The 20,614-nt window shown below is 72.0% G+C and carries 18 protein-coding genes; 1 reads left to right on the top strand and 17 read right to left on the bottom strand.

Annotated elements, in window-relative coordinates; all coding sequences use genetic code 11:
• Window positions 1–42: 42 nt before the first annotated feature.
• The 10 genes from F8271_RS02655 to F8271_RS02610 form a co-directional block, all read right to left on the bottom strand.
• A complete protein-coding gene (locus F8271_RS02655; protein WP_151487989.1) occupies window positions 43–2,415 on the bottom strand; it encodes a glycoside hydrolase family 65 protein in 2,373 nt (790 codons plus the stop codon).
• Complete coding sequence (locus F8271_RS02650; protein ID WP_151487988.1) at window positions 2,412–3,197, bottom strand: HAD family phosphatase; 786 nt, start codon at window positions 3,195–3,197, stop codon at window positions 2,412–2,414. The genes F8271_RS02655 and F8271_RS02650 overlap by 4 nt, the downstream gene beginning before the upstream one ends.
• Before the next feature lie 60 nt (window positions 3,198–3,257).
• Complete coding sequence (locus tag F8271_RS02645) at window positions 3,258–3,722, bottom strand: DUF4442 domain-containing protein (RefSeq protein ID WP_151487987.1); 465 nt, start codon at window positions 3,720–3,722, stop codon at window positions 3,258–3,260.
• Between the two features lie 70 nt (window positions 3,723–3,792).
• Window positions 3,793–4,803 carry a hypothetical protein gene (locus F8271_RS02640; RefSeq protein ID WP_151487986.1) on the bottom strand — a complete coding sequence of 337 codons (1,011 nt, stop codon included), beginning with the start codon at window positions 4,801–4,803 and terminating at the stop codon, window positions 3,793–3,795.
• A gap of 94 nt (window positions 4,804–4,897) precedes the next feature.
• Window positions 4,898–6,196 (bottom strand): ABC transporter ATP-binding protein, encoded by a 1,299-nt coding sequence (locus tag F8271_RS02635; protein WP_151488022.1) that lies wholly within the window; start codon window positions 6,194–6,196, stop codon window positions 4,898–4,900.
• Window positions 6,197–6,328: 132 nt separating this feature from the next.
• The gene (locus F8271_RS02630) at window positions 6,329–8,539 is read right to left on the bottom strand and encodes a bifunctional glycosyltransferase family 2 protein/CDP-glycerol:glycerophosphate glycerophosphotransferase (RefSeq protein WP_151487985.1); all 2,211 of its coding nucleotides are present in this window, start codon (window positions 8,537–8,539) and stop codon (window positions 6,329–6,331) included.
• 15 nt (window positions 8,540–8,554) lie between these two features.
• Window positions 8,555–10,597, bottom strand: coding sequence for a DUF5941 domain-containing protein (locus F8271_RS02625; protein WP_151487984.1), 2,043 nt, complete (start codon window positions 10,595–10,597; stop codon window positions 8,555–8,557).
• The gene (locus F8271_RS02620) at window positions 10,594–11,340 is read right to left on the bottom strand and encodes an ABC transporter ATP-binding protein (RefSeq protein WP_151487983.1); all 747 of its coding nucleotides are present in this window, start codon (window positions 11,338–11,340) and stop codon (window positions 10,594–10,596) included. The genes F8271_RS02625 and F8271_RS02620 overlap by 4 nt, the downstream gene beginning before the upstream one ends.
• Window positions 11,340–12,167, bottom strand: a complete 828-nt coding sequence (locus F8271_RS02615) for an ABC transporter permease (RefSeq protein ID WP_151487982.1) — start codon at window positions 12,165–12,167, stop codon at window positions 11,340–11,342. Before F8271_RS02615 ends, F8271_RS02620 begins: the two co-directional genes overlap by 1 nt.
• A 72-nt stretch (window positions 12,168–12,239) precedes the next feature.
• Window positions 12,240–13,610, bottom strand: coding sequence for an L-serine ammonia-lyase (locus F8271_RS02610; RefSeq protein ID WP_151487981.1), 1,371 nt, complete (start codon window positions 13,608–13,610; stop codon window positions 12,240–12,242).
• Window positions 13,611–14,081: 471 nt separating this feature from the next.
• On the opposite strand from F8271_RS02610, the gene F8271_RS02605 reads away from it, so the two are divergent.
• Window positions 14,082–14,291, top strand: coding sequence for a PspC domain-containing protein (locus F8271_RS02605; RefSeq protein ID WP_007454856.1), 210 nt, complete (start codon window positions 14,082–14,084; stop codon window positions 14,289–14,291).
• A 66-nt stretch (window positions 14,292–14,357) separates the two neighbouring features.
• On the opposite strand, the gene F8271_RS02600 is transcribed toward F8271_RS02605, so the two are convergent.
• The 7 genes from F8271_RS02600 to pdxH all read right to left on the bottom strand — a co-directional run bounded on the left by F8271_RS02600 (window position 14,358) and on the right by pdxH (window position 20,391).
• Window positions 14,358–15,128 carry a DUF4230 domain-containing protein gene (locus tag F8271_RS02600; RefSeq protein ID WP_151487980.1) on the bottom strand — a complete coding sequence of 257 codons (771 nt, stop codon included), beginning with the start codon at window positions 15,126–15,128 and terminating at the stop codon, window positions 14,358–14,360.
• A gap of 99 nt (window positions 15,129–15,227) precedes the next feature.
• Window positions 15,228–16,388 carry an acyl-CoA dehydrogenase family protein gene (locus F8271_RS02595; protein ID WP_151487979.1) on the bottom strand — a complete coding sequence of 387 codons (1,161 nt, stop codon included), beginning with the start codon at window positions 16,386–16,388 and terminating at the stop codon, window positions 15,228–15,230.
• A gap of 34 nt (window positions 16,389–16,422) precedes the next feature.
• A complete protein-coding gene (locus tag F8271_RS02590; protein ID WP_151487978.1) occupies window positions 16,423–16,728 on the bottom strand; it encodes a type II toxin-antitoxin system VapB family antitoxin in 306 nt (101 codons plus the stop codon).
• Between the two features lie 188 nt (window positions 16,729–16,916).
• A complete protein-coding gene (locus F8271_RS02585) occupies window positions 16,917–17,519 on the bottom strand; it encodes a nitroreductase family protein (RefSeq protein ID WP_151487977.1) in 603 nt (200 codons plus the stop codon).
• The gene (locus tag F8271_RS02580) at window positions 17,519–18,448 is read right to left on the bottom strand and encodes an aldose 1-epimerase family protein (RefSeq protein ID WP_151487976.1); all 930 of its coding nucleotides are present in this window, start codon (window positions 18,446–18,448) and stop codon (window positions 17,519–17,521) included. The genes F8271_RS02585 and F8271_RS02580 overlap by 1 nt, the downstream gene beginning before the upstream one ends.
• Window positions 18,449–18,466: 18 nt before the next feature.
• Complete coding sequence (locus F8271_RS02575) at window positions 18,467–19,765, bottom strand: MFS transporter (RefSeq protein ID WP_151487975.1); 1,299 nt, start codon at window positions 19,763–19,765, stop codon at window positions 18,467–18,469.
• A complete protein-coding gene (gene pdxH, locus F8271_RS02570) occupies window positions 19,762–20,391 on the bottom strand; it encodes a pyridoxamine 5'-phosphate oxidase (RefSeq protein WP_151488021.1) in 630 nt (209 codons plus the stop codon). The genes F8271_RS02575 and pdxH overlap by 4 nt, the downstream gene beginning before the upstream one ends.
• Window positions 20,392–20,614 lie beyond the last annotated feature (223 nt).

The following is a 20,614-nucleotide window of genomic DNA, read 5'->3' as shown; positions in this document are numbered from 1 at the left end:
AGCGGTGCGACGGCCGGGGCGGGATCCTTCCCGCCCCGGCCGTTACTGCTGGTGCTCGGGCAGCCGCAGCAGCGGCGACCGGCCCGGCGGTTGCTCCGGCCGCGGTCCGGACGGCTCGGCGGGCGGCACCGGTACGGTCACCGGCTCGTCGCAGGTGACCCGCAGATCCTGGTCGTGGTGACGCAGCTCGATCACGTCGTCCGGCCCACCGTGCCGCAGCGAGTACGTCGTCTGGTGTGGCCGGACGTCCACCCGCAGCGCCAGGCCACGCCACTGGAGCGAGAACTCCAGCCGACTCAGGCGACTGGACAGCCGGGGCGCGAACGACAGCCGGCCGTCGTGGTCGCGCAGGCCACCGAGGCCGCCGACCAGGGCGATCCATGCGCCGGCCAGCGAGGCCATGTGCACGCCGTCGCGGGTGTTCTCGTTGAGGTCGTGCAGGTCCATCAGCGCGGCCTCGCGCAGATAGATGTGCGCCAGTTCGGGATGGCCCACCTCGGCGGCGAGCACGGACTGAGTGCAGGCCGACAGCGACGAGTCCCGCACGGTGCGCCGCTCGTAGTAGAGGAAGTTGCGGACCTTCTCCTCGGGGGTGAACGCGTCCCCCCGCCAGTGCATGGCCAGCACCAGGTCGGCCTGCTTGACCACCTGCTTGCGGTACAGGTCGAAGTACGGGTAGTGCAGCAGCAGCGGGTACTTCTCCGCCGATGTGTGCGCGAAGTCCCACTCCTCGAGCCGGGTGAACCCCTCCACCTGCTGGTGGACGCCGATCTCGTCGTCGTAGGGGACGTGCATGGAGCTGGCCGCGTCCCGCCAGCTCGCCGCCTCCTCGTCGGTGACCCCGAGGTGGGCGGCGTCGTCCCGGTAGCGCATGACCACGTCGGCGGCGGAGAGCAGGTTCCGCTGCGCCATCAGGTTGGTGTAGACGTTGTCGTTCTTCACGGCGGTGTACTCGTCCGGGCCGGTCACCCCGTCGATGTGGAACTGCCCGTGCCGGTCGTGGTGCCCGAGCGAACGCCACAACCGGGCGGTCTCGACCAGCAGCTCCAGCCCGATCTCCCGCTCCAGTGCGGTGTCCCCGGTGACCAGGACGTACCGGCGCAGCGCGTCGGCGATGTCGGCGGCGATGTGGAAGGCCGCCGTGCCGGCCGGCCAGTAGCCGGAGGACTCCGGACCCCCGATGGTCCGCCAGGGGAAGGCGGCGCCTTTCAGGTTCAGCGTCTCGGCCCGCTCCCGGGCGCTGTCCAGCGTGCTGTGCCGCCAGTGCAACGCGTTGCGCACCGCGCTCGGCTGGGTGTACGTGAGCACCGGCAGGACGAACATCTCGGTGTCCCAGAAGGCGTGCCCGTCGTACCCGGGGCCGGTGAGCCCCTTCGCCGAGATGGGCCGCCGCTCGGCGCGGGAGCCGGCCTGGAGCACGTGGAAGAGACCGAACCGGACGGCCTGCTGCACCTCCGGATCACCCTCGACCCGTACGTCGGCCGCGTCCCAGAACTCGTCGAGGTAGCCGCGCTGCTCCCGGCAGAGCCCCTCCCAACCGTCCAGCTTGGCCGCGGCCAGCGCCGCGCCGACCTGGTCGCGCAGGGCGGGCAGCGACCGTCGGCTCGACCAGCCGTACGTCAGGTACTTGACCACCCGCAGCTTCTCGCCGGGTTTGAGGACGCAGCCGACCGTGGTGCGGACCCAGTCCTGGTACCCCTCGGACTCGATGGTGGTGTGCTCGGGGCCGTGCACCTCGTGTTCCATCGCGGCGGCGACCCGCAGCCCGGACACCTTGGTGCGGTGGATCAGCTGCCCGCCGTCCGGGGTGGTCAGCTCCTCCTCGGCCTGCAACGGGGATTCCAGGACGGCCGCGACCCGGGGGTCCTTGCTCTGCGCCGGCAGCGACTCGTTGGCCACCAACTCGGATTGCACGATCAGCCGCAGCGGGCCGTCGACCGCCTCCACCTCGTAACTGATGGCGGCGACCGAGCGCTGCGTGAACGACACCAGCCGGGTGCTGCGGACCTTGACCTCCCGGCCGGCCGGTGACCGCCAGTGCAGCTCGCGGTGCAGGGTGCCGGCCCGCATGTCGAGGATCCGCTCGTGGGCGATCAGCTCGCCGTAGCGCACGTCGAGGGGTTCGTCGTCGACGAGCAGCCTGATCAGCTTGCCGTTGGTGACGTTGACGATGGTCTGCCCGGACTCGGGGAAGCCGTAGCCGGCCTCCGCGTACGGCAGGGGGCGCAGCTCGTAGAACGAGTTGAGGTAGGTGCCGGGCAGGCCGTGCGGCTCGCCCTCGTCGAGGTTGCCGCGCAGCCCCACGTGCCCGTTGGAGAGCGCGAAGACCGACTCGGACTGGGCCAGCACGTCCATGTCTAGCCGGGTCTCCCGGACGTGCCACGGTTCGACGGGGTAGGCCCGTTCCCGGATCACGCGGTGCCCCGCTGTCCGGCCGGGCGTGGCGCCGGTGGGTCGGCGGCGTCGAGCAGGTCGGCGAGGTCCGTGACCACGATGTCGGCACCGTGGGCGAGCAGTTCGTCGGCCTGGCCGACCCGGTCGACGCCCACCACGTAACCGAAGCCGCCGGCCCGGCCGGCGGCCACGCCGGACAGCGCGTCCTCGAAGACGGCGGCCCGCGTCGGGTCGACACCGAGCAGCCTGGCCCCGGCCAGGAAGCTGTCGGGTTGCGGTTTGCCGCGCAGCCCCTGGGCCCGGGCCACCAGCCCGTCGACCCGCGCTTCGAGCAGTGGCTCCAGCCCGGCGGCGGCGACCACCTCACGCCCGTTGGCGCTCGCGGTCACCACGGCTCGGCGCAGCCCGGCGGCGGCCGCCGCCTGCAGGTAGCGCACCGAACCCGGGTAGACGTCCACACCGGAGCTGCGCAGCCGGTCCAGCAGCAGGACGTTCTTGCGGTTGCCCACACCGTTGACCGTGTCGGCGGTCGGCGGGTCGTCGGGACTGCCCTCGGGCAGCACGATCCCGCGGGAGGCGAGGAACGCTCGGACGCCGTCGGCCCGGGGCCGGCCGTCGACGTAGCGGTTGTAGTCCGGGCCGGGGTCGAACGGCTGGAAGGGCTCGCCGGTGGCGGAGGCGCGCTGCCGCAGGAACTCGTCGAAGGTCTGCGTCCAAGCGGCGTTGTGCACCAGGGCGGTCTGCGTCAGCACACCGTCCAGATCGAAGAGACAGGCGGTCACATGAGCAGGTAGGCCCAGCACGGTACGAATCTAACCACCCGGCCGGTCCCGCAAACCCGTTTCCGCCGCCCTCGACGCGGCTCAGTTGGGCCGCAGCGTCCAGATCACGGTCATCTCCGAGGTGGGCCTGCCATCCTCGGTGGCGATCACCACCGGCACCGCGAACTCGGGACGCCGCCCGGCGTCCAGCTCGGCGATCACCTCGGCCGGCGGCCGGGAGAGCCGGGCCGTGGCCAGCACCGGCCCCAGGGCCAACTTGCGGTACGCGATCTCGGCGCGCACGGCGAGCGGGGTGACCCGGTCGAGGAGATGGCCGAAGGCGGCCAGGACGACCGCGCCGGTGGCCGTCTCACCGAGGGTGAACATCGCACCGGCGTGCGGACCGCCGACGTGGTTGTGGGTGGCCGGCGTGTCGGGCAACCGGACGACCGCCCGCACCCCGCCGTCGGCCTCCGGGGCGACCTCGACGAACTCGAAGCCGAGCGTACGAGCGAACGGCACGGCTTCGAGCATCCCGGCCGCCACCTGGCGTGAGTCGACTGACATGCCCCGACGCTACTCGCCGGTAACATCCCCGGCAAGCCCCGCCCCCAGGTCAGGGGCGGGGCGGGGAGGCTCAGAGGTTGGCGATCGTCCGCAGGATCTCTGCGTAGAAGTTGCCGTCGATGCTGCGGAAGAGGGCGAAATCCTGGCCCGGGTCGCCGAAGAACGGCCGCAGCGTCCACGCCAACTGGGTGCCGACGAAGCCGAAGAGCAGGATCCAGATGTAGAGCAGGGTCATGCTGGCCGGTCGTTGCGTCGGCTCGCCGCGCCGCACCGGCGGGCTGCCCCATGGGCGCTGCGCCGGCGGGAAGCCGGGCGCCACCATGCCGGACGGGAACGAGGCGCCCGCCGGCTGCCCGACCCACTGCGCGGGAACCTGCGCCGGCGCGGCGGTGGTGGCGCCGTTCGAGGTCGACCCGGCCGCTGCCGCGCCGGCCGGCACGGCGACCGGTTCGGCACTCGCGCCGGTCGCCGGCGCCTCGGCCGGCACCGAGCCCGCGGGCACGGCAGCCGGTGCGGCGACCTGCGCCGGTGCCGACACGGTGGCCTGTGGGTTGACCTGCGCGGTGGCGGCCTCCGGGGCGAGCAGGCCGTGGTCGTTGAGCACCTGCATCCCGCCGGTCAGGAAGCGCAGCCCGACCAGCGCCGACAGGGTCAGGATCGCCACGTTGAGGAGCTTGAAGAACCCGTAGTCGGGGGCGGTGATCAGGAAGAAGAGGCTGATCGGGGCGAACGCCACCGCGAGCATCGAGGTGACCGTGATGGCCACCATCACCAGCGCCAGCGACTGGCGTACCGAGAGCCGAGCTCCGAAGACCAGGTTGAACAGGTAGAGCGTGGGCAGGCAGATGGCCAACGTGACCAGGAACAGCAGTGGCAGCTTGAGCGCGGAGGTCAGCGCCATCAACGGGCTGTGGAACGCGCCCAGCACCGCCCCGTAGCAGCCGAGCGCGATGGCGGAGCTGGCCAGCATCCGCCCGGTCAACGCGTTCAGGTCACCTTCGGCGACGATCTGCTGCCAGATGCCCTGGCGGTCACGCAGGATGCGCTCGATGACGAGCGGGCTGGGACGGTCACCCGACACGGGTGCACCCCTCTCGGTGGAGTCTCACAGTGGACTGGGTGCGCAGACGGTAGGACACCGGTCGATGCCGCCGCCACCCCGTCGCGGCGAATCGTCAGCGCCAGCCGACGTCGATCCGCGCTCCGCGCTCGTCGAAGAAGTGCAGCGCGTCCATCCGCACCGAGACCGCGAGCTGGTGACCGGCGGTGACCGCCGGGTACGGCGCCAACCGCACCGCCAGCTCCGCGGGGCGCCGGTGGTGCCGGCCCGGGTCGGGCAGAACGCTCGTCCGGTTGCCGCCGGTCGGCGCCTCGACCGGCTCGACCGGCTTACCGGTGAGCCGCTGCATCACCGAGCCGAACCGGCGCAGGCCCCGCTGACCCACCGGCGGCGGGTCCAACGGAGCACCCATCTCGTCGACCATGATCGCCGTGGCCCCGATGTCGAGGAACGCGAGCGACTCGTGCCCGTGGTGCTCCAGGTAGCGGATCCGGCCGTGCAGCACGTCGCCGGCGCTGTCCGGGGAGACCGGGGTGAGCGCCTCGGCGCGCATGCCGACGACGATCCGCTCGCCGTGGTAGTGCGCCACCGCCCGGCTCCGGATGTCGTTCCAGGGCAGGTAGAGGGACTGCTCGCCGAGGTTGAGCGTGACGTACCGGTCGAGGTGGACGTAGACCGACGCCTCCAGCAGGTTCATCCGCGGGCTGCCCAGGAACGCGGCCACGTAGAGCGTCGCCGGCCGCCCGTACACCTGGGTTGGTGTGCCCACGTCCTGGAGCACGCCGCGGCGCATGATGGCGACCCGGTCGGCCATGGTGAGCGCCTCGGCCTGGTCGTGGGTGACGTAGACGGTGGTGACGCCGAGTTCCCGGGTGAGGCCGGAGATCTCCGCGCGCAGCTCGGCGCGCAGGCCGCTGTCCAGGTTGGACAGCGGTTCGTCCATCAGGAACAGGCCGGGCCGGCGGACGATGGCCCGACCCATCGCGACCCGCTGCCGCTGCCCACCGGAGAGCTGCCCCGGCTTGCGGGCCAGCACGTCGCCGATGCCCAGCGCGCTGGCGACGTCGGTGACCCGCTCACCGCGTGGCACCGGCTCGACGCCGGACAGCCGCAGAGGGAACGCGATGTTGTCGCCGACGGTCATGTGCGGGTAGAGCGCGAAGTCCTGGAAGACCATGGCGATCTTCCGGTCCCGTGGGGGCAGGTCGTTGGCGAGTTCCCCGTCGAGCAGGACCGCACCCTGGGTCGGATCCTCCAGGCCGGCGATCATCCGCAGCACCGTGGACTTCCCACAGCCGGACGGGCCGAGCAGCACCATGAACTCGCCGTCGTTGACATCCAGGTTGATGCTGTCGACGGCCAGCGTGCCGTCCTTGAAGATCTTGCTTACGTCCTTGAGCGCGACGGTGCTCACCGTCACCTCCCCCAGCTTGTCGGCCGAACCCCACAAGACTGTGGCCAGGATCATCGAATCAGCACATCGGGTAAACGTCTCATGTTCCCCCTGTGACGCTGCCATTACGCGACAGGACGCGGCACGTCGCGATCAGCAGAGCAACCTCCACTCGGCCGGCTCACCCAGGAACACCCGGCGCACCACCCGCTCCGCCGCACGCCCATCGTCCAGAGTGCAGAATCGGCCCCGGAAGTGCGCACGGGCCTTGGCCGCCGCATCCGAGCGCACCGCGTCGGTACGGAACAGGTCGAGCAGATCGGCGAACGTGGTGACCACCGCGCCCGGCGGTTCCGCCGTCACGTCGAAGTAGACACCGCGGGCCAGCCGGTACGCCTCCCAGTCCGGGGTGTAGAGCACGATCGGCCGATCCAGCACCGCATAGTCGAACATCGCCGAGGAGTAGTCGGTGATCAGCACGTCGGCGACCAGGTAGAGATCCTCCACCCGCTGGTGGCCGCTGACGTCGCGGACCCGTTCGCGGTCCACCGGCCGGCCGGGACGGCAATCCCGGTCGTGGAAGTAGTGGCTGCGCATCAGCAGGCGGCCCGACTCCCCCAGCGCCTCGACGAGCCGGTCCGGATCGAACGGCGGCCGATAGCCGGGCAGGTGCTCGCGGTGCGTCGGGGCGTACAGCACCACCTGCTCGTCGGGGGCGAAGCCGAACTCGGCGCGCAGCCGGCGCACCTCGTCCGCCCCGGCGGTGACCAGCCGGTCGTTGCGCGGGTAGCCCACCTCCAGAGTGGTGTAGGTGGCCGGGTACGCCCGGTCCCACATCTGGGTGGAGAAGCTGTTCGAGCTGACGCTGTAGTCCCACCGGTCCACCCGGCGCAACAGCCCGGCGAAATCCATCCGGCCCGCACCGATCGGGTAGCGCTGCTGGTCGAGCCCCATCACCTTCACCGGCGTGCCGTGGTGGGTCTGCACGTGCACCTGCTCCGGCCGCTTGCGGACGAAGTCCGGGTAGTTCACGTTGTTGATCAGCCAGCGGGCGCGGGCCAACGCCCGGTAGTAGGCCGGGGTGCCGGCGACCACGTACTCCACCCCCGCCGGCACCTCGTCCACCCGGTCGCGGCGCACGATCCACACACCCCGGACGCCGGGGGCCAGCCGGCGGGCCACCTCGTAGATCGCCGCCGGATTGCAGGAGTACCCCCGAAACCAGTAGGCCGCGTACACCGCGAGCGTCGGGTCCACCGGCCGGCGCAGCTCCGCCCGGTAGTACTCGCGCAGCAGGCCGTCGCGGGTCAGTCGGGCACCGCGCCGGGCCACCGGACCGACCCGCCGTCGCGCGGTGCGGGCCTGCCGGCGGGCCGTGTCGCGGGCCCGGCTGGCGGCCCGCAACGCGCTGAACGTCCGCCACCGGCCGGTGGCGACGAGCCGGTGCTTGACCCCCTCCACCCCGTCCGGCACCGGGTAGCCGCCGGCCGGCAGCCAGCGCGCGTAGTCGGCGGTGATCTGCGCGAAGAACGCCGGCCGCAGCTCCGGCGCGATGCGCTGGCCGTTGCCGAGCACGGTCAGGTAGTGCCAGATCATCCGCTCGAAGACCGCCGGCCGCAGGGCGTCCGTCGCCGGCCCCCACTCATCCATCAGGTGGAACACCCGATGCCACTGCGGAAACACCTCGAAGTGCCGGTCGCCGCGGGTCCGGGTGATCGCGCCGGCGCGGCGCTGCCGGTAGTTGACACAGACCTGATCGAGTACGCCGATCCGTCGCGCCGCCATCAGCACCGGGTAGCTGAAGGAGACGTCCTCGTACCAGCCCGGCGCGAAGCGCAACCCCAGCTCGACGAGGAACTGTCGGCGGACCAGCCGATTCCAGGCCGTGTGCAGCAGCCGCATCGCCTCGGGCCGCTCCCGCAGCCCGAAGGTGGCCGCGCCGGGCGACTCCGGGAACACCTCGGCCATCGCGCTGCGGGTGACGGTGTCGTTCCAGTGCGTCCGGACGTGATCGACCAGCAGAACGTCCGGGCTGGTGGCGCGCAGCCGCTCGGCGACCGCCGGCAGACACTCCGGCGCCAGCCAGTCGTCGCCGTCGAGGAACCAGACGTACTCGCCGACGGCCCGATCCAGCCCGACGTTGCGGGCCGGACCGAGGCCGACGTTCTCCGGCAGCCGGACCGAGCGGACCCGCCGGTCACGGGCCGCGTACTCGTCGATGATCTCGCCGCTCGCGTCCGGCGAGCAGTCGTCGACGGCGATCACCTCAACGTCGGTCATCGGCTGACCGAGGATGGAGTCCAGGCACTCACGCAGGTACCCCTGCACCCGGAAGGCCGGCACCACGAAGCTGATCAGGGTCATCCGGCCGTCCCTCCGTCAGCGCGGCACGGCACCTCCCGCGCCCACCGGCGCGGCCGACGCCCGCGCGCCACGGGCCGGCCGGACGAACCAGGCCAGGACGACGCTCGCCACGAAAACCACGAGAAGGTACGCACCGAGTGTAGCCATGCCGATACGCACGATGCCGGCAATCGCCACGAGGGTCAGCACGACCGAACGCCCGTCCCAACCCAGGGTGGCCGCGTGCAGCGGCGGTGCCGTCTGCCGCTTCTCCAGCCGGGCCGTCAGGTCGTAGTGGTGCACGGTGAGCACGAAGACGTACGCGAAGATCAGCCAACCCGGCGCACCACCGACCACCCCGACCGCGATCGCGAACAGGTACTCGGCGGCCCGCAGTGCGGCCGGCACGAGCCAGTCCAGCGGACCGTTGTGCGCGGCCCCGGCACCCAGGCCGCCGGCCAGGAGCACCAGCAGCGCCACCGGCACCGCCCACCGCAGCCCGTCGGGCGTGTCGCCCCACAGCGCCGTGACCAGCAGCACCGCCGGGCCGAGCGCGGCGATCACCGCCAGGGTGAGCGGCCCCATCGGGCGGACCACCGGCAGCCGGCGGGCCACCGGGCCGTCGTCGCGGTGCAGGGTGGCGTCGACCGTGTCCAGCACCGGCACCCACATCCAGCGGGCCCGCAACGTCCGCAGCGCCCCGGTGTACGCGAACGCCAGCGCACCCCAGACCAGCACCGCGATCAGGCTGACCAGCGGGTTGAACAGCGCCACGGTGAGCGCGATCAACGCCCACCGCTCACCGATCGGGAAGACCACGGTCCGCTTCAGCCAGTACGACAGCGAGCCGGTGTCCGCCTGCACCCGGGTCGACGCGGCGTTCAGCCGGTCACCGATCCCGCCGCTGGCACCCGCCGCCGCCCGTGGCCGGCGGGCCGCCTCGTCGTGCAGCACCCCGTACCAGGTGTCGGTCATGTGCCGCACGGTCTGCAACGTCATCGCGGCGATGGCGAGGGCCCAGCCGTTGCCCAGGCCGGCGTGGCTCACCCCGAAGCCCAGGCCGGCGTAGACCAGGTACTCCTTCGCCCGGTCGGCCATCGTGTCCAGCCAGCCACCCCAGGCGCTGAAGTGCCGGGTGTAGCGGGCCAGCTGGCCGTCCACGCAGTCGAGCACGAAGCCGAGGTAGAGCAGCACCGCGCCACCGACCAGCGCCAGCCGCCCACCGACCCCGAACAGCACCGCGGCGGCCAGCGCGAACAGCACCGAGATCACCGTCACCCCGGTCGGGGTGAGCCGAAGTCGGGCCGCCCACCGCACCACGTGCGGCGACCAGGTGCTGACGAAGTACGTGGTGAAGAAGTCGTCCTTCTCCTTCACCGCCAGCCGCAGCTCGGCCCGGTCCTCGTCGACCGAGGTCACCGCCGCCTCGGCGGCGACCAGTCCCGCGGCGTCCTCCACCCGGTGCGCCACGAGCAGGCGTACCCGCTGGGCGAAGATCAGGGTGCCGAGCGCCGCGAGGCCCGCGAAGAGCCGGTCCACGGCGGAGGAGGGATCGTCGTGGCCGGCGCCCCCGCCCGCCGGCAGCGGCGACACGTCGCCGGCCGGGCCGAGCGGTGCGGTGACGGGCCGCGCGCCGACGGCTGCGGCCCGGGCGGCGGCGGCGAGGTTCGGCAGGTCGTCCACGCCGACCCGCAGCGCGCCTCCGAACACGCCGGTGGCGTCGCCGTCGAGGTCGGTCAGCGGGCCGGCGTCGACCACCTGGCCGCGCTCCTCACGCACGGCCGTCCGGCCGGGCACCGGCGGGTCGGTCAGCACCAGCGCCACGGTCGGCCCCACCGGGCTGGTGGCGAGGTGCCGCAGGACGGCGGTGTGCGCCACCAGGTCGGTGCCGGTGACCAGCAGCGGACCGTCGGCGGCGTCGGCCAGCGCGGCCAGCTCGTCCAAAGTGGCGGCGAAGCGCACCTCGGCCGCCCCGGCCCGGCGTAGCTGGTCGGCGAGCCGGTCGGCCAACAGCTCACCGGTCGCGGTGCTGAGGCCCGCCGCGGGCGTCCCGGCGGCGAGCACGATCGCGAGCGTCACCGCGGAACCGCGGCGTGGTACGCGTCGAGCGCCTCGGCGATGGTGCCGTCGAGCGTCAACCGGCCCGCGTCGAGGTACAACCCCCGACGGCAGAACCGGGTCAGGTCCTTTTCGTTGTGTGACACCAGCACCAGCGTGCGCCCCTCCCCGAGCAGACGATCAATCGTCGCGTAACACTTCTTGCGGAACTCCGCGTCGCCGACCGCGGTCACCTCGTCCATCAGCAGGATCGGGTGCGGCAGGTGCGAGATGATCGCGAAGCCGAGCCGCACCTTCATCCCCGACGAGTAGTGCCGCACCGACGTGTCGATGGCCCGTTCCACCTGCTCACCGGCGAACTCGACGATCTCGTCGAAGTGCCGTTTCAGGTAGCTCGTCGACAGCCCGTGCAGGCCACCGACCAGGTGCAGGTTCTCCCGCCCGGTCAGGTCGTTGGAGAAGCCGGCGGACAACTCCAGCAGCGGCGCCACCGCGCCGTGCACACGGATGGCGCCCTCGTCCGGGATGAGCACCCCGGCGATCAGCCGCAGCAGGGTGCTCTTGCCGGTGCCGTTACGGCCGATCACCCCGACGGTCTCGCCCGGCTCGACGGCGAACGACACGTCGCGCAGCGGCCAGAACTGGCCGGGCAGGGCACCACGACCGCCCCGGTGGATGAACAGCTCCCGCAGCCGCAGCTGACGGCGACGGTTGCGGACGAACCGGATGCCCAGCCCGTCGGCCTCGATGATCGGCGTGGCCATCAGAGTTCCTTGAGCACGGCTGGCTCCAACCGGCGGAACGACCACCAGCCGGCGGCGAGCACCAGCAGGCTGCCGGCGACCGTCGTGGCGAGCAGCCGGGCGTCCGGGAACTCGTCCGGGTACCAGATCGCGTGGTGCAGCTGGAAGATCCCGACCAGCGGGTTCAGCTCGTAGACCACCTTCAGCCAGCCGGGCAGGCCAGACTCCCGGACCAGGCTGAGCGGATAGATGATCGGCGTGGCGTAGAAGAGCACCCGGATGATCAGCCGCATGAACCGCTCCACGTCACGCATCAACACGTTCCACGCGGACAGCAGCAGCGCCAGCCCGACCAGCAGCGCCGCCTGGACGGCCACCGCCAGCGGCAGGGCGAGCAGCGACCAGCCGGGATGGATCCGACCGTGCGCCGCGTAGATCACCGCGATGGCGATCAGGATCGGCAGGCCGGCCGCGTACTCGGCGAACCGGCCGGTGACCCGGCCGATCGGGAAGACCTGACGCGGCACGTTCATCGTGGTGATCAGCCGGGACTGGCCGGTCAGCGCGTTGGTCGCCTCACTCAGCGCCGAACTGGTCCACATCCAGGCGAAGATGCCGGTGATCAGGAACAGCGGGTACGACCCGGCCGCCTCGCCGAGGTGCCGCCCGGTGTCGGTGGAGTAGAGCACGCCGAAGACGAACCAGTAGATGGCGCCCATGCCGAGCGGCTCGATCAGCGACCAGAAGTAGCCCAGCACCGACTGCTGGTACTTCACCGCCAGGTCCCGCCTGACCAGGATGCGCAGCGAGTTGCGGTGCGACCACAACGCCGCGACGCCAGAGGTCACCGCGAGCCTCCCGCCTCCCGAAACGGACGACAGGTTAGCAGTCGGTGAACGAATGCCCCGAATCGGCCGGACTCAGCACTCGATCACGTTGACGGCCAGACCGCCCCGCGCCGTCTCCTTGTACTTGACCTTCATGTCGGCGCCCGTCTCCCGCATGGTCTTGATGACCTTGTCCAACGACACCGCGTGCACACCGTCACCGCGCAACGCCAGCCGGGCGGCCGTGATCGCCTTGATGCTAGCCACCGCGTTCCGCTCGATGCAGGGGATCTGCACCAGGCCACCCACCGGGTCACAGGTCAGGCCGAGGTTGTGCTCCATCCCGATCTCGGCCGCGTTCTCCACCTGCTCCGGGGTGCCGCCGAGCGCCTCGGCCAGCCCCGCCGCCGCCATCGAGCACGCCGAGCCGACCTCACCCTGACAGCCGACCTCCGCGCCGGAGATCGACGCGTTCTCCTTGAACAGCACACCGATCGCCCCGGCCGCCAGCAGGAACCGCACCACGCCGTCGTCATCGGCCTTGTCGATGAAGCGGCTGTAGTAGTGCAGCACCGCCGGAATGATCCCCGCCGCGCCGTTGGTCGGCGCGGTGACCACCCGGCCGCCCGCGGCGTTCTCCTCGTTCACCGCGAGCGCGAACAGCGTCACCCAGTCCATGGCGTGCAGCGGATCGGCCGTCCCGGCGTCCGCCTCCAGGCCGCGCCGCAGCTCCGCCGCGCGCCGCCGGACCTTCAACCCACCAGGGAGTACGCCGTCCCGCTCGCAGCCACGCTGCACGCACTCCCGCATCACCCGCCAGATCTCCAGCAGGCCCGCCCGGATCTCCGCCTCGCTGCGCCAGGAACGCTCGTTGGCCAGCATCACCTCGCTGATCGACAGCCCGGTGGCGGAGGTCTGCTCCAACAGCTGCGCACCGGTCAGGAACGGGTACCGCACCCGGGTGCTGTCCGGCTTGATCCGGTCCGCGCCCGCCGCCTCCTCGTCCACCACGAAGCCGCCGCCCACCGAGTAGTAGGTGCGGCTGCGCAGCTCGGCGCCACCGTCGTCGTACGCCACGAAGGTCATCCCGTTCGGGTGGTACGGCAGCGACCGCCGGCGGTGCAGCGTCAGATCCCGGTCCGGGTCGAAGTCGATCTCGTGCGCGTCCAGCAGACTGATCCGCCGCTCGGCGCGAATACGCTCGACCCGAGGGCCGACCGTGTCGGTGTCGACCGTCTCCGGCGCCTCGCCCGCCAACCCCAGCAACACGGCCGGCCCGCTGCCGTGGCCGTGCCCGGTGGCACCCAGCGAGCCGAACAGCTCAGCCTGCACCCGCGCGGTGCCGGTGAGCAGCCCGTCGGCCTTGAGCCCCGCCACGAACGTACGGGCGGCCCGCATCGGCCCCACCGTGTGCGAGCTGGACGGCCCGATGCCGACGCTGAAGAGGTCGAAAACACTGATCATGGCTGCGCTGCGCTTCCTTGCCGTCGTCCCGCCGTTGGGATCCGGCCCGGTCGTGGCCACCGATCAGGCGGCCCCGCTGATGGCCGCCCGGTCGGGCGGCCGCTCGGCCACCCGGGGTGAGGGTGCCCGACCAGCGAGCCTACCCGCCCAGCTCACCCCGCCCACCCGGCAGCTCACCGCCCCACGCGCCCGCCACCACCCCGCCATCACAAGATCACACTCGATCCACGTTCCAGTTGCCTCCACCCACCTCCGAGGCCACTACATCCAGGATCGAGCACGATCTCCACGGCGGCGGGCGGCGGCGCGCGCCGGGCGGGCGTCCCGGGAGGCGTCAGCGAGGGGCAGCCCGGGTAAAGCACCTACGGGTCCACGGACCGCCGATCCTCCTCGGGACCGAGGGCGGAGTGGCTGCCCCTTTCTACCGTGGATTGCAGACGCGGCGCACCGCCGCAGAGTGGGAGTACGACGATGAGTCGCAAACTGGTCCGGCCCCGCCAGGGGCGCATGCTCGCCGGTGTCTGCGCCGGCCTCGGTCAGCGGTTCGGCATGTCCGCCGGGATGGTCCGGCTGCTGTTCCTGCTGTCGCTGCTGCTGCCCGGCACCCAGGTGATCGTCTACCTGATCCTCTGGATCCTGATGCCGAACGAGGACCGCTACCTCGCCTCCACCGGACACTGACCCACCACGCAAGCGCAACGCCCGCTCCGACGGTGGACGTCGGGGCGGGCGTTTCCGCGTACTCGGTCAGGGGGCCGTGTAGGTGACCGTGATCTGCTGGTAGCCGAGGGAGCGCAGCAGCCCCTCCAGCATCTTGCGGGTGTTCTCCTCGGCGCGGGCGGAGAGCCCGCTGTCCCGCGCGGCGGCGGTGATCCGTTCCTCGGCGAGCTGGTAGACCTGCTGCTGCCGGTTGGGGTCGTTGCCGACCAGGTCACCGAGCCGGTTGAGCAGGCCGCGCTGCTCGGCGAAGACGTAGCTCTTCTCCAGGTCGAGGTTGGTCTCGCCGAGCTGTGGCGCGGGCAGTTTGATCTCGACCGACTTGCCGTCCGCGGACTGGACGACGGCACCCTCACCGATCTTGGTGAAGTCGACGTACGCCTCGACGCTGCCGGCCCCGACGAACAGGGTGCGCTCGTTGAGCAGGAAGTCCGGAACGTTGCGCCGGTCGTTCTGCGTGTCGACCACGACCTGGAAGTTGCCCTCGGCGGCCACGTAGCGGCTGAGGTCCTGGATCGACTTCAGCAGCGGTGGCTGACTGCGGTCGGTCTGCTCCTTGGCGAACGGGTTGCGGAAGTCCGGTAGGAAGCCGGTCGCCTGAATGCCGAGCAGCACGACCACGGCCAGCGCGGCGGCGCCGAGCAGCACCAGCAGGCCGCGGGCCGCCCCACCGCCTCCGGAGCCGCCCGGTGTGTCGGTGGTTGGGTCGGGTGTCGCGGTTGACCGCTCCTTGAGATCGTCGCCGGTCGGGTAACCGGGGAACTCCTTCGTGGGCTCGTTGATGCCAGCGTCGCGGGCCATCACGCTCACCGTCCTCGTCAGACACGTCGTCTGTCAATGACGGTACGGCCCCCGTACGACAGCCGCGCGTCGAGCGGCCGGAAAGCACAAAACGGCAGGTCAGGCGAAGGCGGAGAGCCCGGTGAGTCGCTGCCCGACGACCAGCTGGTGGATTTCCGAGGTGCCCTCGTAGGTCAGCACGCTCTCCAGGTTGTTCGCGTGCCGCATCACCGGGTACTCACCGGAGACGCCGTTGGCGCCGAGGATGGTGCGGCACTGCCGGGCGATGGCCAGGGCCTCCCGCACGTTGTTCAGCTTGCCCACGCTGACCTGCTCGGGCCGGAGTCGGCCGGCGTCGGCGAGCCGGCCCAGGTGCAGCGCGAGCAGTTGCCCCTTGACCAGCTCGACGGCCATGTCGGCGAGCTTGGCCTGGGTGAGTTGGAACCCGGCGAGCGGGCGACCGAACTGGGTGCGGGTCGTGGCGTACGCCAGGGTGGTTTCCAGGCAGTCGCGGGCGGCGCCGACGGAGCCCCAGACGATGCCGTACCGGGCCTCGGTCAGGCAGCTCAGCGGGGCCTTGAGCCCGACGGCCTCGGGCAGTTGGGCGTCCGCCGGGAGCCGGACGTCGTCGAGCACGATCTCGCCGGTCACGGACGCGCGCAGCGACATCTTGCGGCGGATCTCGCGGGCCGTGACGCCGGGCGTCTGGATGGGTACGACGAAACCCCGCACGCCCTCGTCGGTGCGCGCCCAGATCACCGCGACATCGGCGATCGGCGCGTTGGTGATCCACATCTTGCCGCCGTTGAGCAGCCAGTCGTCGCCGTCGCGGCGTGCGCGGGTGGCCATCGAGGCGGGGTCGGAGCCGTGGTCCGGCTCGGTCAGGCCGAAACAGCCGATCGCCTCGCCGGTCGCCATCGACGGCAGCCAGCGCTGCTTCTGCTCCTCGCTGCCGTAGCGCCAGATGGCGTACATGGCCAGCGAGCCCTGCACGGAGACCAGCGAGCGGACGCCGGAGTCGCCGGCCTCCAGTTCCTGGCAGGCGAGCCCGTACGCGACGGCGGAGGCGCCGGCGCAGCCGTAGCCGGTGAGGTGCATGCCGAGCAGGCCGAGTTTGCCGAACTCGCGGGCCAGTTCGCGGGCCGGCACCTGGCCCTGCTCGTACCAGTCGGCGACGTGTGGGCGCACTCGGTCGTCGACGAGTTGGCGGACGACGTCGCGGATCTGCCGCTCTTCCTCGCTGAGCGACGGATCCAGGTCGAGCAGATCCAGGGCAGTCATCCCGTCACCTTAACGAAGCTTCAGGTAGCGCCGCTCACTCGACCGGCTCGGAGAGCACCAGCACCCGGGCGTGGATCTGGTTGCGCTGCTGCAGGGCGGCGCGCAACGCGCGGTGCAGACCGTCCTCCAGGTACAGCCCGCCGTTCCACTGCACGACGTGCGGGAAGAGGTCGCCGTAGAACGTGGAGTCCTCGGCGAGGAGCTTGTCGAGCGCCAGCTCACGCTTGGTGGTGATCATCTGGTCCAGGCGCAGTGGCCGGGGCGGAATCTCCGCCCACTGCTTGAGCGTCAGATTGTGCTCCGGATAGGGACGCCCGTCCCGGACCGCTCTGAAGATCACGACGGCACGCTCCCCTCCCCGTGGCCGGGCCGACCGACGGCGCCGAGCCGGGCCGCGGCGGGCACCGCGCGGCGCGGCACCGATGACCGTGCCAGCCTAGCCGGCCGGCACACGTTGCGTTCTGCTCCCTGATGTCAGTTTCGCTACCGGTCGTCCGATCCTCAACTCCGACGAACGGGACGGCCCGCTCAGCTCCACCGCCCGCGCCGTACGACCTCGTCCATTCCGCGACGCCCGCGGCGCAGAGACGGTGACCTATGGTCGGGTGCGCGGTAACCGATTGTGACGGCACCGATGGGTTGGTACTCCGCCGGAACGCCGAACGCGTCCCGGTAGGCCGCCAGCCGCTGCGCCGGGATGCCGAAGAAGCACGCTCCCAGGCCCTCGTCCACCGCGGTGAGCAACATCAGCAGCGCGGCGAAGCCGGTGTCGACATGCCAGTACGGCACCGGCCAGCGGTCGGTGGACCGGTCGGTCCAGCCCTTGTCCGGTTCCGCGTACCGCTGGAGGTAGGCCGACTCGTTGGCGTGCGGCACCACGATCAGCGGCGCCCGCCGCATCCCGGCCAGCCACCGCTCCCGGCCGCCTCCGTCCGGCGTGGTCGCGGCCCAGAACCGTTCCCGGTCGGCCGCCTCCTCCAGCACCAGGAAGACCCAGCCCTGCGCGAACCCGGCCGACGGCGCGCGTACGGCATGGTCGAGGAGCCGGTCCACCACGTCGGGCGGGACGGGACGGTCCGGGTCGTAGTTGCGCACCATCCGCCGTCGGCGGACGACCTCGGCGAACTCCATCAGGCTCCGGGGCGGATGCCCCAGGCGCCCCGCCAGGTCGTGCCGGGCTTGAGCGTGAGCAGATCCTTGCCCGACCGGAACGCGTCCGGCGGGCAGGTCATCGGCTCGATCGCCACCGAGCGCCGGTGCCGCTCGCCGGTGAGGGCGTCACCGGTGAAGACCTGCCACCAGCCGAACTCGGCGTCCGCCCAGATGCGCACGCCGGCCGATCCGTCCGGCGCGGCCAGGCTCACCGAGGAACCGCCGTCGGCGTCGCGGATCACGTCGCCGAAGCAGAGGTCGAGCGTGGCGGCACCGATCCGGCGCGGGCTGGTCCAGTCGTACTCGGTGCCGGCGACCGGGGTCGCCCCCACCGGCAGCAGCCGACCGTCCACCAGCACACGGGTACGGGTGGGCAGTCGCATCACCAGGTCGTCCACGGCGACGCCCGGCAGCTGCAGGTACGGGTGCACGGAGAACCCGAACGGCGCCAGTTCGCCGCTGATGTTGGTCACCTCGTGCTCGGCGCGCAACCCGTCCGCGTCGACGCTCCACCGGCTGCGCAGCCGCAGCGGCCACTCGTAGCCGGGCTGCGGCGGCAGGTCGTAGCCGAGGGTCACCGCGTCCGCCGACTGCTCCAGCAGCTGCCACGGCACCCAGTTGACCAGCCCGTGGATGGCGACGTGCCGTTCCGGCTCGGTCAGCGGGAGCTGGTGCGTCCGCCCGCCGAACGGGTAGCGGCCGTCGCGGATCCGGTTCGGCCAGGGTGCCAGCACCTGCCCGGCACAGCCGGGGCAGACCTCGTCGGCCCGGTACCCGTCGAGCAGGTCGACGCCGTCGTGCCGGTACGTCCGCAGCCCGCCGCCCACCTCCACGATGACGGCCTCGTGGCCGGCGGCGGAGATGGTCCATTGGGCGCCGGAGAACGGGCGCTGGTCGGGGCTTTCCATGCCGGCGACCCTAACCGGTCACGTGCGGTCGTCGCTCGACGCGGTCGCGGCCCGGTAGCGCAACAGCGCCGGGAACGCGACCGCGAGCACCACCACGAGCACCGCCGAGGCGAGACCACCGGCAACCCAGGCCACGCCACCGCCGAACCCGGCGGCCATGGTGCCCGCCCGCAGGTCGCCCAGGCGCGGGCCACCCGCCACCACCACCGTGTTGACGCCCTGCAGCCGGCCGCGCATCCGGTCCGGCGCGTACACCAGCAGCATGGACTGGCGCAGCACGGCGCTGACCAGGTCGGCGGCGCCGGCGACGGCGAGCAGCAGGACCATCAGCCAGAGCTGGTGGGCCAGCCCGGCGGCGGCGATCGCCAGACCCCAGGCCACCACTGCGACCACCAGGCCGAGGCCCTGCCGGCGCAGCCGACCGATCCAGCCGGAGGTCAGCCCGCCGATCATCGAGCCGATCGCGATGGCGCTGTAGAGCAGGCCGACCGCACCACCGCCGCCGAACCGCTCGTGGGCGATCTCCGGGAAGAGCGCCCTCGGCATGGCCAGGATCATCGCGATCAGGTCGACCCCGAAGGAGAGCAGCAGCACCGGCGTGGTGGCCAGGTACCGGAATCCGTCGATCACGCTGGCCAGGCCGGCGCGGTGGGCCTGACCGTCGGCGGTCGGCTCGGGCGGCAGCGCGGGCAGCCGCAGCGCGGCCCAGAGCATCGCGGTGAACAGCACCGCGTCCACCCCGTACGCGATCGGCAGCACCACCGTGGTGTCCGGCGAGGCGGAGAGGATCAGGCCGGCGGCGAGCGGGCCGGCGACCGAGGCCGCGGTGAACGTCGTGTAGTTCAGGGTGCTGGCGGCCGGGACCAGATCCTCCGGGACCAGTCGGGGCAGCATGGCGCTGCGGGCCGGCGAGGTGATCGCGAACGCCACCGACTGCACCGCCATCAACGCCAGCAGCAGCACCGGGCTGCCCACGTTGAGCAGCGCCTGGACCAGCAGCCCGAGGGTGGACGCCCAGAGCAGCACGGACCCGCCGAGCAGCACCGCACGGCGGTCGCGGGCGTCGGCGACCGCGCCACCCCAGAGCCCGAAGATCAGCAGGGGTAGGAACGCCGCGACGCCCAGCAGACCCACCCAGAACGAGTCCCGGGTCAGGGCGTACATCTCCACCGGGACCGCGACGGCGGTGAACTGGAAGCCGAACATCGCCACGGTGTTGCCGAGCCACAACCGCCGGTACGCCGGGACGCGCAGCGGACGGACGTCGATCGCCCAGCGGCGCGCTCCGCGCGGCCGGGCCTCCTGCACACCGGTCACGGGGCCAGCCGCTCGACGGTCCAGTCGCCCTCGTCGACGTGGCGGAAGCGGAGCCGGTCGTGCAGCCGGCTCGCCCGGCCCTGCCAGAACTCCACCGCGTCGGGCCGGACCCGCAGCCCGCCCCAGTGCGGCGGGGACGGGATGACGGCCTCGTCGGCGTACCGCTCGGCGGCCTCCCGGTAGCGCTGCTCCAGCGCGGCCCGGTCCGGCACGACCTGCGACTGGGGGCTGGCCCAGGCGCCGAGCTGGGAGCCGCGCGGACGGCTCGCGAAGTACGCGTCGGTCTCCGCGCGGTCGACCGGGGCGATCCGCCCGGTGACCACCACCTGCCGCTGCATCGGAAACCACGGGAAGATCAGGCTGGCGTACGGGTTGGCGCTCGCCTCGACACCCTTGCGGGAGAGGTGGTTGGTGAAGAACACGAAACCGTCCGGGTCGTACCCCTTCAGCAACACCGTCCGCCCACTCGGCCGGCCGGCCGCGTCGGCGGTGCCCACCACCATCGCGTTGGGTTCGGGTAGCCCGAAGGCCACCGCGTCGGCGAACCAGCGGTCGAACTGGGTGTGCCAGTCGGCGGCCAGGTCAGCTTCGGTCAGGCCCAGGTCCGCTGCGTACTCGTTACGCATGGCGGCCGGGGCGGGTGTGTCGCCCGTCACGTCCCCACTCCTTCTCGGCGGCCTCGCCGGCACCCTCCCGCGCTGACCAGCCCGCACCGCCCCAGTCTCACCGAGCCGCGCGGAGAATGCGCGTCCTGAGATGTCGTGTGCAGCACAGTCGCAGCGGGTCGCGTATCCGGTTACTGAGCGGGCAAGATGTTCCGAACACATCCCTGAGGGTCGCCTGAGGCGC

Origin of the sequence: Micromonospora sp. ALFpr18c (assembly GCF_008868155.1) — a bacterium.
Taxonomy (GTDB): Bacteria; Actinomycetota; Actinomycetes; order Mycobacteriales; family Micromonosporaceae; genus Micromonospora.
Note: the sequence above shows the minus strand (reverse complement) of the source record. Positions and strands in the feature narration are given on the sequence as shown.

Excerpts from the sequence above, each read along its gene's own strand:
- F8271_RS02645 (WP_151487987.1), bottom strand. The coding sequence starts at position 3,722 with ATGTCAGTCGACTCACGCCAGGTGGCGGCCGGGATGCTCGAAGCCGTG.
- F8271_RS02630 (WP_151487985.1), bottom strand. The coding sequence starts at position 8,539 with ATGACCCTGATCAGCTTCGTGGTGCCGGCCTTCCGGGTGCAGGGGTAC.
- F8271_RS02620 (WP_151487983.1), bottom strand. The coding sequence starts at position 11,340 with ATGGCCACGCCGATCATCGAGGCCGACGGGCTGGGCATCCGGTTCGTC.
- F8271_RS02610 (WP_151487981.1), bottom strand. The coding sequence starts at position 13,610 with ATGATCAGTGTTTTCGACCTCTTCAGCGTCGGCATCGGGCCGTCCAGC.
- F8271_RS02605 (WP_007454856.1), top strand. The coding sequence starts at position 14,082 with ATGAGTCGCAAACTGGTCCGGCCCCGCCAGGGGCGCATGCTCGCCGGT.
- F8271_RS02600 (WP_151487980.1), bottom strand. The coding sequence starts at position 15,128 with ATGGCCCGCGACGCTGGCATCAACGAGCCCACGAAGGAGTTCCCCGGT.
- F8271_RS02595 (WP_151487979.1), bottom strand. The coding sequence starts at position 16,388 with ATGACTGCCCTGGATCTGCTCGACCTGGATCCGTCGCTCAGCGAGGAA.
- F8271_RS02585 (WP_151487977.1), bottom strand. The coding sequence starts at position 17,519 with ATGGAGTTCGCCGAGGTCGTCCGCCGACGGCGGATGGTGCGCAACTAC.
- F8271_RS02580 (WP_151487976.1), bottom strand. The coding sequence starts at position 18,448 with ATGGAAAGCCCCGACCAGCGCCCGTTCTCCGGCGCCCAATGGACCATC.
- pdxH (WP_151488021.1), bottom strand. The coding sequence starts at position 20,391 with ATGCGTAACGAGTACGCAGCGGACCTGGGCCTGACCGAAGCTGACCTG.